Consider the following 21071-nt stretch of genomic DNA (forward strand, 5'->3'; position numbering starts at 1 on the left):
GCAGCATCCTCATTGCCAGCACTTATCAAACGTACAGGCATAACCCACGATAAATTTGATATCACTACGACTTTGTTTTCCGCTGAAATTTTGTGTGACCAGGCGCCCCGGCAACAAATCAATCGTCATGTCTTTCAGCGGTCCGCCTTGAACGGCATACGAAAGACGCCCATCCAGTTCACGCATGCGGCCGGTACTGCCATCCTGATTACGCAAACCCACTGAGAGGTTGGTAGATATGCCTGCCGATAAGCCGGGAAACTGAAGGGCATCGGATAAATCGTAGTTCAGTCCCAACTTGACGACCTTTTGCCCATGCCAGACAAAATCGTCAAGCTGCCCCCAGGTCTGGATGTAATTGCGGTTGTCGCTATTTGCCCACGCGGTCAGACGAAAATTCATTTCTCCTGAATCCGGCGCACGCGTGGTAGCGAAGCCCGCGCTCAAGGCCAACGGACCACGGGTGTAAGTAGCAGAGCTACCCAAATGCCATTCCATGGATGGGTCCGTAAACTCGGAAAGAGCAGACAGATACTTCGCACCAAACGCATAGCCAGTCACCCGCACATTTCCATTTGCAGCGTTTGCTCCGAGCGGAATTGTGGTTGCCACGGCAAGCTGCCCGTTGCGGCGGTAACCGTCTCCCTCGCCAATGCCGGCATCAACCAATGTAGATGCGGCATCCGTCGCGGCATAACGCACGCCAAGACTGTGAATGTAGTTGATCTTGTTGGCTGTACCCGCAAACGGGCCGCGATTCTGATGCCAGCCGCTGGTCATTTCGCTGTAGCGATCGTCCCACTCGTTACGAAAACGATCTGCCCAGCCGTAGCCAAACGTTAAGGCGCCAAGCTGGTATTTCGCTTGCAGGCCACGATAGGCATCTTCTAGCAAGCCGCCGGAAGTTCCCAGCGTACCGACGTCAATCGGCGTATACCCGGCCCGCAGGTACAAGCCATCGTTGCCGTTGCCATTCGTAAATTTGAGCTTGAGCGCAGCTTGTCCAATTGTTGCGTTGCTACGCTCCTGATTGTTTTCAAGATCGTGAAACAAGACCTCTGACCAACCGCGGCTTGCTCCCAGCTTGCCGCTCAGATTCGCCGTGAGGTCAAAACCTATGAGACCCCATGCGTAACCTGAGAGTGCGTCTATACCGAGCGCTACGGCAGAAACCCTGATCTGATCTTTGCCGTCACTCGTGCGGCGGTCTCGGCTATACCAGGTTGACCGAAACTTAATGTCGCTCTCGTCAAAGAAAGCCGCTCCATTTGCCGCAGATTCAATGCTGGGGGTATTGAACCGTTGCAGACCACTCATTCTGCTATCGTCAGAACTCTCCACCGGCACTTTGGCTAGGGTGAATTGGTACGACAAAAGCAACAACAAGGCTGAGCTGCCGTAACGTAATGATAATTTCATTGCGATGGGTCTCCTCCATGCAAAATTGTATAAATCTCACCGTTTGGTAGCTCCAACGGTTTAACTGGTATCTAATTGGTATTGTTAAATAAATAATAATACATTGCGAATGTGTTATCAACGGATTGGCTAAAAGATAGGAAAATACTTAAAAAGAAGATTGTTGCTTCGGGGGCAAAATCTTGGTTTTTGGCGTAAAAATCGTTGCTGGAATAAGATGCGTAGCTCTAGGAAATGCGGCAACTTCTAGCACTTTGAAGCAATCAATCCCCCTTGCAGAACCGGCTCGGCTACGCTCGCGTCAATAGCGTGGGCGGAGTTTCGGGAGAATGAGCAGCACTACATGTCGAGTACACTGAGGCGGGAGGAAGAACATGCAGAAAGCCGATGAGCGATCTGGAGGAGAGCCAGCAACCGTGTTGCTGTTGACGGCAATAAAAACAGGGGGAATTTGTCAGCCCACTACGTAGTAGTCACGCAAAGGAAACGCACCATGGCGCAATGCCCCGCCTGCCAGCAACAGTTTTCGTGTGGCGCCGGCCAACATGCGGATCAGCCTTGCTGGTGCAGCCTGCTGCCGCCGCTGGCCAACACCGGGCCGGCAGCCACGGAGTGCTATTGCCCGGACTGCCTGGAACGCTTGGTGCGGCAACAACAAACAGTTGGTGCCGATCATGCACCGATCGCTAAGGCCCCGGGCAGCTACGCACTTCCTGGCCAGGAAAATCCAATCTGATCTTGTCGAACGCGATCTTGGCGTCGCCACCCAGATCGCGCAACTGGAATGCCACTTTGCTGGAACTTGCAGTGCGCGTGCCGACCTTGGCGCCGCCCAGGCCACGCTTGGCCAGACTGGCGACTTGCTTTTGAGCGGCTTCATCGGTTTTGAATATGCCCAGTGAGATGCCATAGCGCAGCGCGCTGGAATCCTGTATCACGAAGAAGTCGCTGATCCCGAGCCGGCGTATTTCGTCAGCCTTTTTATCGGCCGCTTCCTTGCTGCCCAGCGACGGCAGGTACACCATGTGACTGGCCACTTCCTGCGTTTCGCGGCGAACAAATTTGACGTTCGGCGCGCGCTCCGCCAGCTTGCTCGAAAAACGCCGTGCTTCCGCCGCAGCGAAATTACCGATTTCGGTGCAAGCCACCACCGGTGCCGGGTCGGCCGCCGCCGTAGCTGGTGTTAGCGGTTCCGTACTGGCAACCGCAGCAGATGCGGCCTCTGCCACCGTCATTTTGATTTTATCCGCCTGTAACTGCTTGCTGATACGAGTCGGCTCCCGGCCATCGCTGTAGAGCGCGCCGAGATAGCCTTTTTGCATGGCGAACAACGTCGCATTCGCCAATATCAGCAGCCAGAAAATGATTTTCAACATGATTTTTTATAGTGTTGCTGCAGCGGTTTGCAAACCGATCAATACCAGATTATCAACTGTTTCATGCGCTATGGACAGGTACGGCGCAACTAAAGCCGCAGAGCCGCCGGCCACGATACAAACTACGCGTTTGCCCGGCGATTGCTGGCTGTGCAAGGCAAACGCCCGTTCGATGGCGCCAACCTGCGCATTGATGCAGCCGCTGATGATAGCGTCATCGGTATTATCGGCAAACAAGGTATTTACATGCACGTGATCGGTGATGTGCGGCAATTGCGCGGTGCTGCGCGCCAGCGAAGTCGCCATCAAACCCAGTCCCGGCAAGATCATGCCGCCGGTAAATACGCCGTCGGCGCTGACCGCATCAATCGTGGTGGCGGTACCGCAGGTGGCTACAATCAAGGCTTGCTGCGGAAATAACCGTTGCGCCCCCAGCGCCGCAGCAAACCGGTCGCATCCCAATTGTGCAGGATCGCGATAGGCATTGCGCAGACCCGACAGTTGCGGCAACGAGGCAAACCAGTGAGGCTGCATGGCGCTGCCAAAAACTGTTTCCAGCAACGTCTGCAAACGCTCATGCGTACGCTCTCCAGCCACATTGGAAACCAGAATGCGCGTCACCTTCACTGTCAGCTTGCGCCAGCGCGCGCTCAGCGTCACCAGCTCGCTATGCGTCGCCGAGCCGCTATCCAGCCATTCGCCGGGCTGACCGCCAACGCCAACCTCAGGCAGCGCTGCAAGCGCCCATTTGATACGGGTATTGCCGACATCGATCAACAACATGGCCATGGTTCAGTCTTCCTTTGGGCGTAATGAAATATCGCCCGCCATGATGGCTATCGGGCTATCGTCAGCCTCCGTTTGCAACAACAAGCGGCCGATCTGGTCGATGCCCAGCGCCCGCCCCTCGTGCAATGTCTTGCCCTGGTCCAGGATCAGCACCTGCTGGCCGGCAAATGCATGCAGCCGATTCCAGCGTTCGACAAAAGCCGCCAGGCCCTCGTTTTCGAATTGCCGCATGTTTTGCGCCAATCCGCTCAATAATGCGCCAAGCAACAGCGCCCGATCCTGCGCTGCCGTCACCGGCAGATTGGCGGTAGGACGGCCGATTTGTTCTTGCAACTGTTCCGGCATGGCGAGATTGATGCCGATGCCGATTACGGCCCACAATTGCTGGTCAGGCGCGGTGGCGGTTTCGATCAGGATGCCGGCCAGCTTACGGCCCTTGTGCAATACGTCGTTCGGCCATTTCAATTGCACTTCAACCCCGAAATCGGCCAGGATCTCGGCAATCGCCACACCCACCGCCAACGGCAAACCTACCAATGCCTGCAACGGGGCGGCAAACGGCCAGGCCAGCGAGAAAGTCAACGCCGCCGACGGCGCCGTCAGCCAGGCACGGCCGGCGCGGCCGCGGCCGGCAGTTTGCGTCAGCGCCACCAACAAGGTCGGCGCGTTCAACGTACGGGAATCCACGCCGCCGGCGATACGCGCCAGCAGATCAGCGTTGGTAGAACCGGTTTCGGCCACTACCTCGATCCGGCATTGCTCGGCGTGATGCCCGGCAAATGCAGCAATGCGAGCGGCGGACAAATGGCTGGTGAGCGAAGTTGGTGCAATAGATTGTGCAGTCATGCCGCGCATTGTAGCGGGAGTTATAGAGAAATGCGGCTCGCCACCCATGGGATTACATGCAAAAACACAATAAAAAACAACGTGCGGGCAATCCCTATGGCATATTTCTCAGGAATCGTTACCGCGAGGCGTTAATTGACTTTCACTTATCCGATTGCGTGCCGGACTGGTTTTATCAATACTGCAATAGTGCTAATAGCAATTCTCCCTTAAACTGATGCGATGCCGAATCCAGACTCCACCACTCCCGTTCTCGATATTAAAGATGGCAGCCTGGTTGCCGCACGCGGTGACTGGCAAGTGCATGCCTTGACGCAACCGGGGGTGATCAAGACGCTGCAAGCCAAATTGAGAGCACTCTCCAGGCAAACCGGTCCGCTGCGCTGGGATCTGTCGGATATCGGCACGCTGGACCATATCGGCGCGCAATTATTGTGGAACGCCTGGGGCAAAACCCGTCCGGAACAATTGACCGTAGCACCGCAACACCGCGATTTCTTCCAGCGCCTGGCCAGCGCCGGCGCGCTGACATTGCCGCCCAAACCACCGCGTCGCCGCTTGTTCAATGCAATCTACGACATGGGCAGGGAAACCTTGAATCACGTGACCGGCTTTATTACCCTGCTGGGACAGCTGGTGCTGGATTTCCTGCGCATGCTGCAAGTGCCCCAACGCGGGCCATGGAAAGAGATTTCCGCCAATGTCTATCATGTCGGCTACCAGGCATTGGGAATTACTGCGCTGGTCGGCTTCCTGATCGGCGTCGTGCTGTCGTTTTTATCCGCGCAACAATTGCATACCTTTGGCGGCGATATCTACCTGGTGAATATTCTCGGCATGAGTATCATCCGCGAACTGGGGCCGTTGCTGGCCGCGATCCTGGTGGCCGGCCGTTCCGGTTCGGCGATCACTGCGCAACTGGGCGTGATGCGCGTCACCGAAGAACTCGATGCGATGCTGGTGATGGGCTTGCCGCATGGCTTCAGGCTGGTGTTGCCGCGGGTGCTGGCTTTGCTGGTGGCAATGCCTTTGCTGGTAATCTGGACCGATGCAATTGCACTTCTTGGCGGGATGGTCGCAGCGCAATTGCAACTGGGTTTGTCGCCCACCTATTTCCTGCAGCAGTTGCCGAATGCGGTACCGTTACCCAATTATCTGATCGGCCTCGGCAAAGGCGCAGTGTTCGGTGGTTTGATTGCGATGGTGGCCTGCTATTTCGGCCTGCGCATTGAACCCAACACGGAAAGCCTGGGGCATGGAACTACCACTTCGGTAGTGACCGCGATCACTATCGTCATCGTCGCCGACGCCGTGTTTGCGATTATTTTCAGCGGCGTGGGATTCTGATGGCTGAACAAACACCCGTCATCGAAATCGACAAGCTCTGGACCCAGTTCGGCCAGACCGTGATTCACGAGGATCTGGATCTGCGCATCAACGCAGGCGAAATCGTCGGCCTGGTGGGCGGCTCCGGCTCCGGCAAGACCACGCTGGTGCGGCAGATATTGGGGCTGAACCGGCCGACCAAGGGCAAGGTGTCCGTGTTCGGCATCGATGTCAGCCAGGCCGATGTCGATCAAATGTATAGGCTGCAAAATCGCTGGGGCATGCTGTTCCAGCAAGGCGCCTTGTTCTCGGCGCTGACGGTGCTGGACAATGTGGCGTTGCCGATGCGCGAGTTGCGCGCGCTGCCGGATCAACTGATCAAGGACGCGGCGTTGCTCAAGCTGCAGATGGCCGGAATCGGCCCTGAACATGCGCTGAAAATGCCGTCTGACCTCTCCGGCGGCATGATCAAGCGGGTGTCGCTGGCACGGGCGCTGGCGCTGGAGCCGGAATTGCTGTTCCTCGATGAACCCACGGCCGGGCTCGATCCGGCATCGTCGGCCGCCTTTATCGAACTTATCCGGTCGCTGCACAAGGACATGCGGCTGACCGTGGTGATGATCACCCACGATCTGGAACCATTATTGGCTTTGTCCACCAAGATTGCAGTACTGGCAGACAAACATGTGATCGCCTACGACACGCCGGAGCGTGTCATGAAAGTACGCCATCCGTTTATCGAAACATTTTTTCTCACCGCTAACCGTTTCGAGCACGACACTTGCGGATGATATGCAAACAAGATGCAAAAAGCGTAGATAGGAAGTCTTATGGAAAATAAAGCGCATGCCCTGATTGCCGGACTGTTCACCGTGGTCTTGCTGATCGCGGCCGTGTTCGGCGTCATGTGGTTCAACAGCGATCGCGTGGAACGGGTTCCTTACGAGATCGCCACCAAGTTGTCGGTGCCGGGGCTTAATCCGCAAGCCGATGTCCGTTATCGCGGCCTGGATGCCGGCAAGGTTGATGCGATCACCTTCGATCCCAAATCGCCAGGCCAGATCCTGATCAAGATCAAGATCAATCCGGACACGCCCATGACCCAATCCACCTTTGCCACCCTGGGTTATCAGGGTGTGACCGGGATTGCCTATATCCAGCTGGACGACGATGGCAGCAAGCCGCTCAAACTCAACAGCAGCCCGCAACATCTGGCACGTATAGAATTGCGCCCGAGCCTGTTCGACAACCTGCAGACCAAAGGTGCCGTGATCTTGTCGCGCGCCAACGACATGGTCGACAAACTGAATGGCTTGCTGGATCCCGACAATCAGAAAACCATGCTGAAAGCATTCAGCGATGTCAGCCAGACCGCCGTTGAATACCGCGGCATTCCGCAGCAGCTGCAGCCGACCTTGCGCCAGCTGCCGGAACTGACCACGCAAATGAACCAGGCGCTGGCATCCATCACAGCGCTCTCCAACAACATGACCGTGCTCAGTAAGAACCTGAATGCCCTGACCGCCAGCCTGCAAGGGCCGGACGGCGCTATCGCCAATCTGGGCAGTGCGGTGCAAAACATCGGCTCGGTCGCCAACGGCGTCGAATACGATACGCTGCCGCGTTTCAACACCCTGACCACGGAAGCGCGCTCATCGATGCGCACGCTGAACCAGACACTGGACCATTTCAACCAACAGCCGCAAAGCATTCTGTTTGGCAGTAAGGCCCTGCCTCCCGGCCCCGGGGAAGCGGGTTTTGTCGCTCCAGGAAAATAAAACCTTTAAAGGCCCGCCATGACCATGACCGCTATCCTGAAAACCCTGTCGACTTTAGTTGCGATTGCCCTGGTCGCCGGCTGCGCCAGCAAGGTTGACGCACCGACCCAATACGACCTGGGCCTGCTGCCCGCCACCGCCACCGCCACCGCCACCGGCACAGGCACAGGCACTGCTGTCAGCACTGCATCTGCCTTGCCTGCGATCAGCCTGGCCGATGTCAACGCGCCCGCCTGGCTGGACAACAACATGATGTATTTCCGCCTGGCCTACGCCAACCAGCAGCAACCGCGCCCCTACGCTAACAGCCGCTGGACCATGCCGCCGGCGCAACTGTTTCAGCAGCGCCTGAAAACGCGTGTGGCCCAGGCCGGTGGCACGGTGCTGGCAATGTCGGATGCGGCGCTTAATATTCCAGTGCTGCGGATCGACCTGGATGACTACACGCAAACCTTCGATACTCCTTCACACAGCCTGGCGACGCTGCAGATACGCGCATCGCTGTTCAACGGCCGGGTACTGCTGGCGCAGAAGAGTTTTAGCCGCCAGGTGGCGACACCCAGCGCCGACGCCGCCGGCGCCGCCAGCGCTTTTGTCGCCGCCAACGATGGCGTGATTGGCGATCTGATGAACTGGCTGGCAACCGTAGCGCCGAAAAAACAATGAACCAACAATGACCCAACAAGCAACCTCGACAAATACCTCTGCCGCATCATCGTTTGCTCGTGTCAGCCTGCTGATTTACCTGCTGCTGATCGTCTACGCCAGCTGGTATCCGTTTGCCGGCTGGCGCGATATCGGTCTGACGGCCTTCGCCTATCTGACCGCGCCATTGCCGCACTATTGGACTGTGTTCGATGTCTGGACCAACGTCGCCGGCTATCTGCCGCTAGGCATGCTGATGGTGCTGTCGTTGCCGCGCTGGCACCGCTGGTCGCCGTATTGGGCGGTACTGCCGGCGACGTTGGCGGGGATCCTGATCTCCGGCACGATGGAAGCGGTACAGACTTTCTTGCCGACGCGTGTCGCCTCCAACCTGGATCTGATGACCAATAGCGCCGGCGCCCTGCTCGGCGCGGTGCTGGGCGCTATCCTGCGGCCGCGCTTCGGGCCTGACAACCGCTTGCTGCAGCTGCGCGAACACTGGTTCAACCGTGAAGCCAGCCAGGGCATGGTAGTTGTTGCGCTATGGCCGCTGGCGCAAATTTATCCGCTCAGCCATCTGTTCGGCTTTGGCCAGTTCACCTCCATGTTATCCACCTGGCTCTCCGATCTGCTGGAAGAGCCGGTCGATCTGCAGGCCTGGTTCACCAATGACGTGCAATTTAGCGCAGCCCAATACTGGCTGACCGAAACCATCATCACGGCCTGCGGCCTGACCGGCGCCGCCCTGACCTTCCTGATCCTGCTGCGCCAGCAAGCGCCGAAGCTGCCGTTGACCTTGCTGCTGGTGTTTGTCACGCTGATGACCAAGGCACTGGCGACGGCACTGTTGTTCGCGCCGGACAATGCTTTCGTCTGGCTGACCCCGGGCTCGTTCGGCGGCTTGCTGATCGGCGCTCTCATGCTGAGCGGCCTGGCCTACGCGCCGCAGCTGGCGCAACGCCGGCTGGCCGGGCTGACCCTGATCATGGCTTTATTGCTGGTCAATATCATGCCTGACAATCCGTATTACACCGAAACCGTGCAAACCTGGACACAGGGAAAATTCCTGAATTTCAACGGTGTCGCCCAGTTCCTGGCCTTGTTATGGCCGTTCTGTGCGCTGTGGTTCCTGTTTCATCCGATGCATAAGCGGCGTCGCCAGCTTCCGCCGCGCGATTCCCGTTAGGCCGTCCACCGGAACCGAAAAACGCCGGCGGTGTATGATTCCTGTTTATATTCCTGCTTATATTCTTGCTTATAGCCCGCACAAAACAGCACATAAGCACCCCGTAACCCACCTATTCAGAATATTGCAATGAGCGATAAACCGTTTTACGAACACCACGTATTTTTTTGCCTGAACCAACGCGCACCGGGCGAGCGGGTTTGTTGCGCCAACAGCGGCGCCCAGGCCGCGCAGGAACATGCCAAGCGCCGCATCAAGCAACTGGGCCTGGCCGGCGAAGGCATGGTGCGGATCAACAAAGCCGGCTGCCTTGAGCGCTGCGAACAAGGACCGGCAATGGTGATTTATCCGGAAGGCGTCTGGTACACCTACGTCGACAATGAAGATATCGACGAAATCATCGACGTCCATATAGTCGGCGGGAAGATTGTCGAACGCCTGAAAATCTGATCAGTTTAAGTAAAATCCAAGCAAAGTATCTTCAGCCTTTATTCCCCGAATCGATTCAATGAACGCCCAAACGCTCCCCTTCTTCATCGCCGGCGCTGTCGGCCAACTCGAATGTGCACTCGACCTGCCTGATCCCGAAACCTTTGCCGTACCGCGTGGACTGGCGCTGGTCGCCCATCCTCATCCGCTGTTCGGCGGCACCATGGATAACAAGGTGGTGCATACGCTGGTACGCGGTTTCCTGGCGCTGGGCTATGTCACGGTGCGCATGAATTTCCGCGGCGTCGGCAAATCCGACGGCGTACACGACGAAGGGCGCGGCGAGGCCGACGACATGGCTTTGCTGCTTGCCCACATGCGCCAGCAATATCCAGACCTGCCGCTGGCCCTCGGCGGCTTTTCATTCGGCACGTTCGTGCAGGCGCAATTACAGCAGCGCCTGAGCGAGGCTAACGCCGGAGCGGGGACTGGCATAGCCGCTGAACGGCTGGTGCTGGTGGGTACAGCCGCCGGCAAATGGCCGATGCCGGCCGTACCGGCCAACAGCATCCTGATTCATGGCGAGCTGGACGATACGATTCCGCTGACCGCTGTGTTCGAATGGGCGCGCCCGCAAGACATCCCGGTGATCGTGATTCCTGGCGCCGACCATTTTTTTCATCGCCGACTGCAACATATCAAGAATCTCATGGTCGAAATGTGGCATCGCTGAAAGGCCGCGATTTGAACCAGTTGTGAGCATGTTTGCAGCATTCATAAGCCGGCTGGGGCGGCGGTGGCGCTATAATTCTGTCGGTATGGTTGTATGTGGTGGTTTGCTAGCGGACTTTAACAGCCCGCTAGCCGCCTCCGTCTACGCACTTTTCAATCCACTTCGCACATAAAGTTGCTAATTGTCTACATTCGTTGTTCGCAAGATGCAGGTTTATTGCCACTGATTTCATTACTAGATACTCCATGAAAAAAATACTCGCGGCGCTCGCTGCAACTGTCCTCTCCATATCCGTAGCCTTTGCCCAGACATTGCCGTCGCCAACAGTAGCCGCCAAAACGTGGCTGTTGCTCGACGCCACCAGCAACCAGGTGATCGCGTCGCAAGATCCCGACATGCGCGTCGAACCGGCGTCGCTGGCCAAGATCATGACCGCGTATGTGGTTTTCGAAGCGCTCAAGGATAAGAAAGTTACCCTCGACCAGATGGTTAACGTGTCGGTGCGCGCCTGGAAGGTCGATCCGAGCAGCTCGAAAATGTTCATCGATCCGGCAACGCCTGTATCGATCAATGACCTGCTGTACGGTTTGATGGTGGTATCGGGTAACGACGCTGCGGTAGCGTTGGCAGAAGCAGTGGCAGGCACCGAGGATTCCTTCGTTGCGCTGATGAACCACGAAGCCGAGCGCATGGGCATGAAAAATACCCATTTCGGCAATCCTCACGGTTTGCCAAGCGCCGACACGTATTCCACAGCGCGCGATCTGGCGACGCTGGCATCCCGCGTGATCATCGATTTCCCTGAGTTCTACAAAATCGACTCGACCAAGAAATACACCTACAACAAGATCACCCAGCCTAACCGCAACCGCCTGTTGTGGTCGGACCCGACCGTCGACGGCATGAAGACCGGCCACACCAGCAGCGCCGGCTACTCCATCATCGCCAGCGCCAAACGTCCGAATGTGGGCGGCGACCGCCGCTTGCTGGCCGTTGTAATCGGCACCAATTCCGATGGCACCCGTACTCAGGAAGCGCAAAAGCTGCTGAATTGGGGTTACCAGAATTTCGACGCCGTCAAACTGTACTCCAAGGGCCAGGCTGTAGATACACCGCAAGTCTGGAAAGGCGCCAAAAACCAGATCAAGATCGGCTTCACGCATGATGTCTACGTGACCGTGCCTAAGGGCATCGCCGACAAGATCAAGCCCGTGCTGGAACGCACCGACCCGCTGATCGCTCCGATCCAGCAAAACGCCAAGGTCGGTACAGTCAAGGTGAACGCCGACGGCAAGACCATTGCCGAGTTCCCGGTAGTGGCGCTGGAAGATGTGAACCAGGCCACCATCTTCGGCCGCGCGTGGGATTCGATCCGTTTGCTGTTTAAATAAAATTTAAATCAGGTTTAAATAAGCGCGACGAACCTGATGGTCTCATCAAAAAAATGACAGCTGCGGCTGTCATTTTTTTTACCAAGAATCATTCGCATGCAATGGCTGGACAACTGTATCACTCTGTAACATTTCATTACAATTTTGATTCCGTAGAACAATTAAATACATTGCCGTAGAGCAAAATCGCGGCGTACACTCCTTTCCCATGGTCAACCCAGACCACAATAAGATGATGCGGCCCGCACTACCCTGCGGCGCTGGCACATGGCAGTACAACAGGAGGAATTGCATGATGCTCAGCTTCATTCGTTTTCAGCCGTACGCCTATCTAACCGCCTCAAGACATCACGCCCCGCCTCTGCTCTTCTAGCTTCTCATTTCCTTCGCTTTACCGAATTTCAATCCTGGCGTTCTGCACGAATACCCGGGTTGCACTAGACGCACCCGTCGCTCCGCCATGGCAGGTGGTGGCTCGCCCGTGCGTCGACTCTGAAGCGAGACGCAATCTCGCTTCAGTTGCGGTAACCGGACGCTCCCGATCGGACGCCCGGCTATGTCAATTCACATCAACTATGGAGAGATGCAATGAAATTGAATCGCAAATTAGTCGTGCTGGCGCTGTCTTGTGCTTATGCCAGTGTTGCACTTGCAGGCGCAGTCAAGGAATCCGGCGACTCAGTCTACAAGCCGACCGGCAAAGGCTGGGGCGAGCTCGACCTGGACGCGCAGACCCATGCACAAAAGGTTGCAACCCTGAGAGCGCAGCGCACCGCCAACCTGACCAACCAGGGCGGCCCTGTGATGACCGCGCCAAAGAACGTCTACTACATCTGGTACGGCACCTGGGATAGCGCTTCGCAAAACGTGTTGACCAACCTCGGCAACCACATCGGCGGTTCGCCTTATTTCAACATCAACACCACGTACACCGATAAGGCCGGCACGCATGTTCAGAATGTGGTCAACTACGCTGGCACCGCTACCGACAGCGGCTCACTCGGCACCAAGCTGTCCGATGCGAACATCGAGACCATCGTCGCCAACAGGATCAATGCCGGCGCATTGCCACTGGATGCGAACGGTGTCTACTTCGTGCTGACCGACAAGAACACTACCGCAACGTCCGGTTTCTGCACCCAGTATTGCGGCTGGCATACCAACGCCACGATCAACGGCCAAAACATCAAGTACGCCTTCATCGGCAATCCTGAGACCCAGTGCGCAAGCTCGTGCGGCGCCAATACGCCAAGCCCGAACAACACGCCGGGCGCGGATGCGATGGCCAGCATCATTTCGCATGAACTTGAAGAAACGACTACCGATCCGGACGGCAATGCCTGGTACGCGTTGTCCAACGGTATGGAAAACGGCGATAAATGCGCATGGAATTTCGGTGCTACATCGACCGCTTCCAACGGCGCTGCCTACAATCAGACCTTCGGCACCATGCGGTACCTGATCCAGCAAAACTGGACCTTGCTGCCGAGCCAGGCTTGCGCCCAGCACTATCCGTGATGGCAAGACGACCGTGATGTAACATGGAATTCCGCCGCGGAGCGCTCTGCGGCGGAGCTTCAGTTGATGGTGCTTCCTATTCAATCACCCGAGTCCATGCCATGAAAAAACTTCCTCTCCTGCTGACGCTGCTGCTGGCAACCCCGATATGCAGTTTTGCACAGCAAACCGCTACCCCGGCCCAGAGAACCATACCGACCGTCACCCGCACGGTACAGATTTTCAGTACATTGGAAAACGAATTGAATGACGCTGTGCAGCAGCGCAATAGCGGCGTCATCGATAAACGCCTTGCCGACGATTACGAACTGCGCACCGCCGCCGCTCCCAACCGGCCGACGCCGCGCGCGGAATCGATCGCCAGCGCCCTGAAGCAGGCGCCGTTTGCATCGCAGGTGCAACAGATGGCGGTGCATGAATATGGCAACGTGATGATCGTCAGCTTCCTCTGGTCGCTGGATGTCGCCGCCTCCAGTCCGTTGGCAAAGAACATATTTATCGTCGATACCTGGAAACAAGTCGACGGCGACTGGAAACTGGCCACCCGTTATGCGGCGCCGACCGATGCGCAGCACAAGAAGGTGCCGGGGGTCGATCTGTCTGGCATCGATACCAAGAAAAAAATCTGACACTGAAACCTGTCTCTTTCTTATCAATGGAAACGCCATGATCCGGTTCAAAAAAACCTTGCTCTTGCTGCTTGCCCTGGCGGCGACTACCGCCGGCGCCGAAACCGTGCAGGAAGCCCGCATCAAGAAACTGATCGAGCCGCGCATGGGTGTCGGCATCAAGGTCGATTCGATCACTAAAACGCCGTATGCCGGACTGTATGAAGTGCGCACCAACGGCGACATCTTCTATACCGATGAAAACGCCGACTACATCGTGGTCGGCAAAGTCATCGATACCCGCACCTACAAAGACTTGACCAAAGAAAGAGTAGACCAGCTCGCGGCGATCAACTTCGCCGACCTGCCACTCGATGCAGCGGTCAAGACCGTCAAGGGCAATGGCAAGCGGGTGCTGGCGATATTTGAAGATCCGAACTGCCCTTACTGCAAGAACCTGCACAAGACCCTGCAGGAAATCGACAATGTGACGGTCTATACCTTCCTGCTCAATATCCTGTCCGACGAGTCGGTGGTCAAGTCTCGCGATATCTGGTGCTCGGCAGACCGCAGCAAAGCCTGGAACGACTGGATGACAAACGGCAAAGCCGCAGCGGTGGCCGCACCGGCCTGCCCGACGCCCAATGACAAGGTGCTGGCGTTAGGCAAGAAGCTGCGCATCGTCGGCACGCCGACTGTGTATTTCGCCGACGGCAGCCGAACCGGCAGCGCACTCGACGCCAAGGCACTGGAGCAAAAACTGGCTTCCCTGAAATAACCCCAGCTATGATCCGGCCTGTCCGTCCCGGTCAGCGACGGCTGCGACGGCCCCATGCTTCCAGGAAGGCCAGCGTCACACTGGCCTCATTGGTCTCTGCCAGGCCGCTACCGAAGAAGGCGCCGACATCCTTGAAGTCATTGCCTCCGGCCAGGTCGGACAAGCTGCGAAATGCAATAAAAGGCACGCGATTGGCATAGGCTACCTGCGCAAAGGCGCCGGTTTCCATATCCACTACCTGTGCCTGCAAGTTATCGTAGAGATACGCCCTGTATCCCGGATTGGCCAGGAAAGCGCTACCGGAAACACCACGGCCGCCAACCCGCAAGGCCGGCTGGACGCTGACGCACAAGGATGGATTCTTCGGCCCGCACTTCGCCAGTGCCGGCTTCAAGGTACGCGCCAGCGCCAGCATTTCCGGATCGGCCTGGAAATCGAAACGGAATTCCCCTTGCGGCGCATTAGTCGCATTCATCACAAAATTATCGCGCATGAATAAGCCGCTGCTGGCCGGTCCGTTTGGCGTATCGATTTTGAAATCCGGACGCGGCTTGCCATTATCGGTCGCCAGTTTGACGCCGAGGCAGCTGACATCGCCCGCCGCACCACAGGGTGACGGCAGGCTGCCGTCGCCGTTCCAGTAGACTTCCATCTGCATCGCCCAGCTCTCGGGCACGGTGACGTCGCCGACATGGCTGGCCGGATTGACGCCACCGGCAATGCCGCTCATCAGCAGACGTTCGACATGGAAATGATCCATCATCAGCTGCGTCACCATGGTGGCGTTCACCACGCTGACACCGCTGAGTACGATCACCACCTGGTTGCCGCGCAGTTCACCGGTGGTAAACCGGTTGCCGTTGATTTTCCAGTCGCGTTTGTTCCTGGTCTGCTCCAGCAAGATATCGGCCTCGGCGCCGAACGCCGAAACGATGCCGATGCGTGGCTTGCACTCAGTCAGGCAATGCGTGTTTGCCACCGGCGCTGCACTGGCGGTCGCCATCATGGCGCCGCCGATCAACAAGGCACAGGCAGTCCGGCGTAATATTTTGAATGCAAGGTTTTGAGCAAACAAGGGCGTTCCTTTCGTTCGATGAAGCCAGCGGATGTTAATAATGTGATTAGCTAAAATGGACGGATTACGCCGCAGTATTGTTCAACCTGACGCCATAACGCCAGCGCAGCAAGCCGATCGCGTACGTGACATAGTAAGCTGCCAGGATGCCAAAAATCAGCAGGGTCAGCGAACTGCCGGAAACATCATTTGGCGTCCAGACCAGCGGAGAAGATGAGAGATAGAATTGAACCAGCCGATAAACGATGCGGCCAATGAACAGAAGCGACAGTGCGATGCCCAGATGAGCGCTGGGCGTGTAGAACAGGCCGGCCGGCGTTTGCTCGAATGTGGTTAAACGATGCCCATAAACGCCAAGCCCGATACCCAGCGCAACGCCGCCCGTCATTGCCGCCAGGTGATCGGGATGAGACAAGGAAGCGAACAACAACATACCAAGCAACCACGTAAACAACAAAATGGTAAACCACGGCCGCACGTTCGATAGCTTCTGCCGGCCAACCATGCGCCGGATACGCGAATACAGCCGCCAGACGATCAGCGCAGCAACGCCAAGCGAGGCCAGCAAGGAAGGATGAGCGGAAATTGCCATGGACTTGTCTCCAACGCCCGAGGGTTAGGTCACCGAGCAGAAATCAATTCAATATCGGGGAGATTTTCTGCAACCTCCTGGACCGACGAATACGCTAACAATGCATTGACGACCAGAGGCAAAGGCTCTTCCCAGATCTCAGGCAAGTTTCGTTCCTGCTCTGCCAGAACGGGAAATGCCAATCTCTCGAACGGCGGGGTAAATCGCGCATCGACTCCGGGCTTGTTGCCTCTTGCATCAATCCGGTACCAGCCATGGTTTTTCAAATAGACGGCATTCAACCCATGCAGGCAAAACGGCGGCCCTTCCATGCTCACCGACAAACGTTGATAGCACAACCCTGTCGGGATACCATTGCTGCGCAATAACGCCGCCAGCAGATGGCTCTTGGCGTAACAATAGCCGGTTCCATGGATCAGTACATCAGAGGCGCGGCAAGTCACCGGATTGAGCTTGAAGTCCCCGCTATGTTTGATTTTGTCGCGCACGAACTCAAAGCAGTTTCGCACTACTTCTTCTTCGGACGTGCAGCCCGCTGCCAAGTTGCGGGCCTGACTGGCGACTGCAGGATGATCGCCATCAATATAGTTGCTGAACGCCAGATATCGATTCAATTCAGGAGTGTGCGTAAACAAGGGAATTCTTTCATTTAACTGATTCGGCAAGACGCAATAATATTACACGTCAGTGCGCGGTCCCCGGAGTTATCGCGTCTGTCAGCCATGGCGCCCTTACCGCCGCTTCACGAAAAACGTCATTTTCATTCTGGAAGCGGAGACCGGAATAATCTCCAACCAGAGTCCAACGTCCCTCGTCTTCGGGATCTTTCCGGAAAACTTTGAAACTGAATGTCCCGTCAGGATGGTTCATTATGTCGACACAATGCAGGCCTGAAGCGTCTTCGATGCTGTTTATAGTCATGTTGTTCTCGAACGTATTGGCACGCTCTGAGCGGCACCATGAACAACTCCTCTGGCGAGCAACTGACACGTGGCATTTACTGCCATGACGACAGGTAAAGTGCGACCAAAGGAACCAGGTTGAGCAAGATGATGCCAAGTTTGTAGATAGCGATCCCGGCAAGGTTCATTGTGTCAAAGGTTTCAACAGAGAGTTTGAACCAACGGGTACATATTCGATACATCCAGTCGTGAGCGTAGATGCAGATACCAGCCCAGATGAGAAGCAACGCGTAGTTGACAACAACGCACCAAAGGAGAACATCCCTAGTCAGACTCACTGTCATGGCACACCCTCATGGTGTTACGCTTTGGGATGGGCAGACAATACAGTTTATAGCTCGTGCGTCTACCCCCAACACTTGGCACGACTACTTCGCACTTGAAGCTGTATGCCCCTTTCATACTAGTTGATAGCATACATGGCAATGACTACTATAACGCGCAAGTTTGAAAGATCGCACACGTCAAAATTTACAGCATATGAACTTTCTTCAATTTAGCATTCACTTTAGACTGGCCGGTATTGAGCAATAGCCGAAACTGATGAATGAGTGCTTACGACCCTGAGCTGCCGGTCACAGCTCGCGGGTCCAACGGCAGAAATGCAGCGGTAGCTGCCGGTGGCCAGTGCCCGCTTTCTGGCAGCCCAATTGCCTGAACTGGGTTGCAGGTTAATCCTCCTCTTCGCAGTAGCACACGAAAGGCATCTCATCGATCTCCCGCCCCTTGAACTTCAAGTGCTGTGCGAAGTCCTCGACGGTGTCCAATTCATCCAATACGATTGGCATGCTATGGCTATCGAGAACGTGGACGGGCGACTTCTTGTCCATTTTCAAGAAGAAACCGGCGTGTATGTTTGGGGCATCCTGTGTAGAAGCATAGATGATCTTGCCGACCTGAGATCAGCCGCAGCACGAGAGGAATCATCAGGAGAGGCAGGCGCCAACGCCCCACCACCAGACGCCCGGCTGTTTTCACTTCACCGGTATTAATACTGGCTTTTTCTTTTCTTTTACAAGGAAAACCAGAAATTTTGCGGGCATGGTAGCGCTCGCATTCCGACCGACCGTATGGATGTCCTCAGGGCCTTCGTAGAACGTCTGGCCAGGCGTAAGCGTCTGTTCCTTCCCTCCTTTTACTCCCATCACGACGGAACCCTCCAAGACGTAGATGAACCCATGAGCATCGTGGCGATGGACTGGGTCGACGGCGCCCGGCGGGTATTCAACCAGAATCATGAGCCCCTCTTTGCCGGGGAGGTTATTGAATGACTTCTCGAGAAGCGGGGTAACTGCAGCATCCCCAGCGGCGGTCGCGTGCTGAGTAGCGATCACACCTGCCATGGTGCAAACCACAGCGATAAGTTTCTTAATATCAAGCATAGCGTTTCTCCGTTTGTTGGCCACCGACAGGCCGGAATGGGGAATCCCAAGAGCGCATACGCGGCACGACTAGTTTAGAAGTGGCAGCCAGTGCAGCGAAAGTCGCGTACCAGGTTTCACAGTGGTACGCTTTCAGCACCAATCGCCCCGCCACGCTGGGCAATAACTGCGAGGAGACAATGCCCAATTGCGCCCGACTTTGTTCAATGCGTTCGGACGCTATTTTCAGATCGCCCAATACCGCGTCGTTGAACAACATCCACCATTGGGAGGGAACGTCGGAATCGGAAGTCCGGGCGACGTTTGCGTAGTCCGCCCTAGACAATAGCGTCACTTCGCGAAGCCCGTTCTCTGGCCTCACAAAGTCGGGACCAATCGTACAGCCGGCCAGCGAGACTGCGCATAGTGTTGCGCTTGCGCACCGCTGTAGCTGTGCGCCGGCGGTACCGGCTGTCAACAGGAGCCTCATGGCGAAGGTTCTGAAATTGGACATAGCTTGTTCTTCGTTGTCGATCCGGCAACGGGCAGGTTCGGCGCAGCGCCCTTACGCGGCTGCGCCGATGCCTAGTCAGGACAGGCCGGACTTGTCTACGCCGAATGCTTTGTCGTATGTGCCGGGTACGAGCCGGAAGCCTACGTTGACGCGATTCCAGGCATTGATCGACATCACCAGGAAGGTCAGATCGGACAATTCCTTCTCGGACAGTTGCGTGCGAACACGCTCATAGACGTCATCAGGCACGCCTTGGGCGGGAATCTGGGTCAGGATTTCGGTCCACGCCAAGGCAGCGCGTTCGCGCGGACTGAACAGCGTTGACTCGCGCCAGATGGCGACATGATGCAGCCTGAGCGGCCGTTCGCCGTGTATCGTGGCTTCCTTGACGTGCATGTCCACGCAGAAGGCGCAGCCGTTGATCTGCGATGCCCTGATATCCACGAGATCGCGGACCGACTCCTCGATCGCGGAATTCTTGAAGGCAAGGCTGAACTCGACGAACTTCTTGAATAGCTCGGGGGATTGCTTCTGGTAATCGATGCGTTGGGTCATGATGGCTCCTCAATGTGATAAGAACGTAGGTTAATGATTCGTTTGCTCATCCTTGCGCCAATGAGCGGCTGAGCCAGTTGTGGAAACGTGTCGGGCCGATATGCGGGTTGTCGCCCGCGACCAGAGATCGATCATTCAGCTCGCTGCCGAAATAGCGCGCATGCACGTCGGCGATTACCTGCCTCTTGTCGTTGCGCGCGGCAAGAAACTTGCGCCCAAGTTCGTCGAGAGGGAAGCAATCAGGTCCGGCCACCTCGACGATGCCATTCACCGGTACCCCGACCGCGAGATCGGCCAGCACAGCCGCGACGTCATCCGCTGCGATGGGCTGAATAAGGGCGGGCGACAGGCGAATCGTGTTGCCGTCGGCGCCCGCGTTGACAATGCCTTCGACGAACTCGAAGAACTGCGTCGAGCGCAGGATGGTGTAGGGAATCTTCGACGCCTTGATCAGGTTTTCCTGGGCGACTTTTGCCCGAAAGAAACCGCATTCCGGAAGGCGATCGGTACCAACGATAGAGAGCGCGACGTGGTGCTCCACACCGGCGTCAGCTTCGGCAGCAAGAAGATTCCGACCGGAGGTTTCGAAGAATTCCAATACGGCCCGGTCCTCAAATGACGGGGAGTTTGCCACGTCGACGACGACCTGAGCACCCGCAAGTGCCTCAGCCAGACCCTTCCCGGTGATGGTGTTCACGCCCGTACCAGGCGATGCCGCCACAATCTCATGACCATTGAGACGTAGCCTGTTTACAATGTTCGACCCGATAAGGCCGCTACCGCCAATAACGACTATTTTCACGTTTCGCTCCTCGGTTTAGTGTCGATCATCTTCATTGCGGGGATCGATGGATTCAGTCTGCGCCCCACCTGAGCGGAATGCTTTGCCAATACCTTGGGTTTCCATTGATTTTTGCTTGGATATTTGTCCACGAACCGGTGTCGTTACGGCTGATCTGCGCACCATTTTCAAGAGCCATGGTGCATTTCCCGATGACGTGGCGTTGCTCAGGCTGTATGATTTAAGACTCCGCAACATCGGCAAGATATGGGTGATGCCGGGCGATGTCGATTCAGAACTGGAAGGCAGTGCTGAACCGGTTCACCATGCTGTTCGATGAGCATATGCCGCGGCATTAATCGATTTCCCGATGACACAAAATCGCGGACACCCTCTGACCACGTTCCCG

Annotated in this window: 24 protein-coding genes and 1 pseudogene; 13 read left to right on the top strand and 12 right to left on the bottom strand. The window is 56.5% G+C overall.

Going from position 1 to position 21071, the window contains the following annotated elements:
• Nucleotides 1–9: 9 nt before the first annotated feature.
• Nucleotides 10–1419 (bottom strand): OprD family outer membrane porin, encoded by a 1410-nt coding sequence (locus BM205_RS08095; protein WP_092414003.1) that lies wholly within the window; start codon nt 1417–1419, stop codon nt 10–12.
• 493 nt (nt 1420–1912) lie between these two features.
• Between BM205_RS08095 and BM205_RS08100 the strand changes: the two genes are divergently transcribed.
• A complete protein-coding gene (locus tag BM205_RS08100) occupies nt 1913–2155 on the top strand; it encodes a cysteine-rich CWC family protein (RefSeq protein WP_092414004.1) in 243 nt (80 codons plus the stop codon).
• Here BM205_RS08100 and BM205_RS08105 read toward each other — a convergent pair.
• Genes BM205_RS08105 through BM205_RS08115 form a run of 3 tightly spaced genes read right to left on the bottom strand, consistent with a single transcriptional unit; the run spans nt 2106 to nt 4430 of the window.
• Nucleotides 2106–2795 (bottom strand): SPOR domain-containing protein, encoded by a 690-nt coding sequence (locus BM205_RS08105; protein WP_092414005.1) that lies wholly within the window; start codon nt 2793–2795, stop codon nt 2106–2108. The two genes, BM205_RS08100 and BM205_RS08105, sit on opposite strands and share 50 nt — an antisense overlap.
• A 6-nt stretch (nt 2796–2801) precedes the next feature.
• Entirely contained in the window at nt 2802–3584 is a 783-nt protein-coding gene (locus tag BM205_RS08110; protein ID WP_092414006.1) for a type III pantothenate kinase, read from the bottom strand.
• 3 nt (nt 3585–3587) lie between these two features.
• Nucleotides 3588–4430, bottom strand: coding sequence for a biotin--[acetyl-CoA-carboxylase] ligase (locus BM205_RS08115; RefSeq protein ID WP_092414060.1), 843 nt, complete (start codon nt 4428–4430; stop codon nt 3588–3590).
• 222 nt (nt 4431–4652) lie between these two features.
• On the opposite strand from BM205_RS08115, the gene BM205_RS08120 reads away from it, so the two are divergent.
• From BM205_RS08120 to BM205_RS08170, 11 genes are all read left to right on the top strand, one after another.
• The gene (locus tag BM205_RS08120; RefSeq protein ID WP_092414007.1) at nt 4653–5777 is read left to right on the top strand and encodes an MlaE family ABC transporter permease; all 1125 of its coding nucleotides are present in this window, start codon (nt 4653–4655) and stop codon (nt 5775–5777) included.
• On the top strand, nt 5777–6547 hold the full coding sequence (locus BM205_RS08125; RefSeq protein WP_092414008.1) for an ABC transporter ATP-binding protein: 771 nt from the start codon (nt 5777–5779) through the stop codon (nt 6545–6547). The genes BM205_RS08120 and BM205_RS08125 overlap by 1 nt, the downstream gene beginning before the upstream one ends.
• Before the next feature lie 39 nt (nt 6548–6586).
• Nucleotides 6587–7534: an MlaD family protein gene (locus BM205_RS08130; protein ID WP_092414009.1), complete on the top strand. Its 948-nt coding sequence runs from the start codon at nt 6587–6589 to the stop codon at nt 7532–7534.
• A gap of 18 nt (nt 7535–7552) precedes the next feature.
• Nucleotides 7553–8200, top strand: coding sequence for an ABC-type transport auxiliary lipoprotein family protein (locus tag BM205_RS08135; protein WP_254783796.1), 648 nt, complete (start codon nt 7553–7555; stop codon nt 8198–8200).
• 7 nt (nt 8201–8207) lie between these two features.
• Nucleotides 8208–9365 (top strand): VanZ family protein, encoded by a 1158-nt coding sequence (locus BM205_RS08140; protein WP_092414010.1) that lies wholly within the window; start codon nt 8208–8210, stop codon nt 9363–9365.
• A gap of 129 nt (nt 9366–9494) precedes the next feature.
• Nucleotides 9495–9815 carry a (2Fe-2S) ferredoxin domain-containing protein gene (locus BM205_RS08145; RefSeq protein ID WP_092414011.1) on the top strand — a complete coding sequence of 107 codons (321 nt, stop codon included), beginning with the start codon at nt 9495–9497 and terminating at the stop codon, nt 9813–9815.
• 58 nt (nt 9816–9873) lie between these two features.
• The gene (locus BM205_RS08150) at nt 9874–10527 is read left to right on the top strand and encodes an alpha/beta hydrolase (protein ID WP_092414012.1); all 654 of its coding nucleotides are present in this window, start codon (nt 9874–9876) and stop codon (nt 10525–10527) included.
• Nucleotides 10528–10772: 245 nt separating this feature from the next.
• On the top strand, nt 10773–11918 hold the full coding sequence (locus tag BM205_RS08155) for a D-alanyl-D-alanine carboxypeptidase family protein (RefSeq protein WP_092414013.1): 1146 nt from the start codon (nt 10773–10775) through the stop codon (nt 11916–11918).
• A 588-nt stretch (nt 11919–12506) separates the two neighbouring features.
• Complete coding sequence (locus BM205_RS08160; protein WP_092414014.1) at nt 12507–13436, top strand: hypothetical protein; 930 nt, start codon at nt 12507–12509, stop codon at nt 13434–13436.
• Between the two features lie 101 nt (nt 13437–13537).
• Nucleotides 13538–14065, top strand: a complete 528-nt coding sequence (locus tag BM205_RS08165; RefSeq protein WP_175511209.1) for a nuclear transport factor 2 family protein — start codon at nt 13538–13540, stop codon at nt 14063–14065.
• A 37-nt stretch (nt 14066–14102) separates the two neighbouring features.
• Nucleotides 14103–14822 (top strand): DsbC family protein, encoded by a 720-nt coding sequence (locus BM205_RS08170; RefSeq protein ID WP_092414016.1) that lies wholly within the window; start codon nt 14103–14105, stop codon nt 14820–14822.
• A gap of 31 nt (nt 14823–14853) precedes the next feature.
• Here the strand turns inward: BM205_RS08170 and BM205_RS08175 are convergent, their stop codons facing one another.
• The 8 genes and pseudogenes from BM205_RS08175 to BM205_RS08215 form a co-directional block, all read right to left on the bottom strand.
• Complete coding sequence (locus BM205_RS08175; RefSeq protein ID WP_092414017.1) at nt 14854–15897, bottom strand: 5'-methylthioadenosine/S-adenosylhomocysteine nucleosidase; 1044 nt, start codon at nt 15895–15897, stop codon at nt 14854–14856.
• Nucleotides 15898–15961: 64 nt separating this feature from the next.
• Nucleotides 15962–16489, bottom strand: a complete 528-nt coding sequence (locus BM205_RS08180) for a CcdC protein domain-containing protein (protein WP_092414018.1) — start codon at nt 16487–16489, stop codon at nt 15962–15964.
• A 245-nt stretch (nt 16490–16734) separates the two neighbouring features.
• Nucleotides 16735–17154, bottom strand: a pseudogene (locus BM205_RS24760) (transglutaminase family protein); the annotation flags it as partial.
• Nucleotides 17155–17486: 332 nt separating this feature from the next.
• A complete protein-coding gene (locus BM205_RS24765) occupies nt 17487–17735 on the bottom strand; it encodes a DUF6868 family protein (protein ID WP_092414020.1) in 249 nt (82 codons plus the stop codon).
• A gap of 690 nt (nt 17736–18425) precedes the next feature.
• Entirely contained in the window at nt 18426–18833 is a 408-nt protein-coding gene (locus BM205_RS08200; protein ID WP_092414021.1) for a cupin domain-containing protein, read from the bottom strand.
• Nucleotides 18826–19326 carry a hypothetical protein gene (locus BM205_RS24430; RefSeq protein WP_217646032.1) on the bottom strand — a complete coding sequence of 167 codons (501 nt, stop codon included), beginning with the start codon at nt 19324–19326 and terminating at the stop codon, nt 18826–18828. Before BM205_RS24430 ends, BM205_RS08200 begins: the two co-directional genes overlap by 8 nt.
• A gap of 75 nt (nt 19327–19401) precedes the next feature.
• The gene (locus BM205_RS08210) at nt 19402–19881 is read right to left on the bottom strand and encodes a carboxymuconolactone decarboxylase family protein (RefSeq protein ID WP_092414022.1); all 480 of its coding nucleotides are present in this window, start codon (nt 19879–19881) and stop codon (nt 19402–19404) included.
• A gap of 46 nt (nt 19882–19927) precedes the next feature.
• A complete protein-coding gene (locus BM205_RS08215; RefSeq protein WP_092414023.1) occupies nt 19928–20683 on the bottom strand; it encodes an SDR family oxidoreductase in 756 nt (251 codons plus the stop codon).
• Nucleotides 20684–20729: 46 nt separating this feature from the next.
• On the opposite strand from BM205_RS08215, the gene BM205_RS23985 reads away from it, so the two are divergent.
• Nucleotides 20730–21002, top strand: coding sequence for a hypothetical protein (locus BM205_RS23985; RefSeq protein ID WP_139227226.1), 273 nt, complete (start codon nt 20730–20732; stop codon nt 21000–21002).
• Nucleotides 21003–21071: the final 69 nt, after the last annotated feature.

The organism is Collimonas sp. OK307 (assembly GCF_900113705.1).
Lineage (GTDB): Bacteria > Pseudomonadota > Gammaproteobacteria > Burkholderiales > Burkholderiaceae_D > Collimonas.

Coding starts and splice junctions, on each gene's coding strand:
- BM205_RS08095 (WP_092414003.1), bottom strand. CDS start 1,419: ATGAAATTATCATTACGTTACGGCAGCTCAGCCTTGTTGTTGCTTTTG.
- BM205_RS08100 (WP_092414004.1), top strand. CDS start 1,913: ATGGCGCAATGCCCCGCCTGCCAGCAACAGTTTTCGTGTGGCGCCGGC.
- BM205_RS08105 (WP_092414005.1), bottom strand. CDS start 2,795: ATGTTGAAAATCATTTTCTGGCTGCTGATATTGGCGAATGCGACGTTG.
- BM205_RS08110 (WP_092414006.1), bottom strand. CDS start 3,584: ATGGCCATGTTGTTGATCGATGTCGGCAATACCCGTATCAAATGGGCG.
- BM205_RS08115 (WP_092414060.1), bottom strand. CDS start 4,430: ATGACTGCACAATCTATTGCACCAACTTCGCTCACCAGCCATTTGTCC.
- BM205_RS08120 (WP_092414007.1), top strand. CDS start 4,653: ATGCCGAATCCAGACTCCACCACTCCCGTTCTCGATATTAAAGATGGC.
- BM205_RS08125 (WP_092414008.1), top strand. CDS start 5,777: ATGGCTGAACAAACACCCGTCATCGAAATCGACAAGCTCTGGACCCAG.
- BM205_RS08130 (WP_092414009.1), top strand. CDS start 6,587: ATGGAAAATAAAGCGCATGCCCTGATTGCCGGACTGTTCACCGTGGTC.
- BM205_RS08135 (WP_254783796.1), top strand. CDS start 7,553: ATGACCATGACCGCTATCCTGAAAACCCTGTCGACTTTAGTTGCGATT.
- BM205_RS08140 (WP_092414010.1), top strand. CDS start 8,208: ATGACCCAACAAGCAACCTCGACAAATACCTCTGCCGCATCATCGTTT.
- BM205_RS08145 (WP_092414011.1), top strand. CDS start 9,495: ATGAGCGATAAACCGTTTTACGAACACCACGTATTTTTTTGCCTGAAC.
- BM205_RS08150 (WP_092414012.1), top strand. CDS start 9,874: ATGAACGCCCAAACGCTCCCCTTCTTCATCGCCGGCGCTGTCGGCCAA.
- BM205_RS08155 (WP_092414013.1), top strand. CDS start 10,773: ATGAAAAAAATACTCGCGGCGCTCGCTGCAACTGTCCTCTCCATATCC.
- BM205_RS08160 (WP_092414014.1), top strand. CDS start 12,507: ATGAAATTGAATCGCAAATTAGTCGTGCTGGCGCTGTCTTGTGCTTAT.
- BM205_RS08165 (WP_175511209.1), top strand. CDS start 13,538: ATGAAAAAACTTCCTCTCCTGCTGACGCTGCTGCTGGCAACCCCGATA.
- BM205_RS08170 (WP_092414016.1), top strand. CDS start 14,103: ATGATCCGGTTCAAAAAAACCTTGCTCTTGCTGCTTGCCCTGGCGGCG.
- BM205_RS08180 (WP_092414018.1), bottom strand. CDS start 16,489: ATGGCAATTTCCGCTCATCCTTCCTTGCTGGCCTCGCTTGGCGTTGCT.
- BM205_RS24765 (WP_092414020.1), bottom strand. CDS start 17,735: ATGACAGTGAGTCTGACTAGGGATGTTCTCCTTTGGTGCGTTGTTGTC.
- BM205_RS08200 (WP_092414021.1), bottom strand. CDS start 18,833: ATGCTTGATATTAAGAAACTTATCGCTGTGGTTTGCACCATGGCAGGT.
- BM205_RS24430 (WP_217646032.1), bottom strand. CDS start 19,326: ATGTCCAATTTCAGAACCTTCGCCATGAGGCTCCTGTTGACAGCCGGT.
- BM205_RS08210 (WP_092414022.1), bottom strand. CDS start 19,881: ATGACCCAACGCATCGATTACCAGAAGCAATCCCCCGAGCTATTCAAG.
- BM205_RS23985 (WP_139227226.1), top strand. CDS start 20,730: ATGGATTCAGTCTGCGCCCCACCTGAGCGGAATGCTTTGCCAATACCT.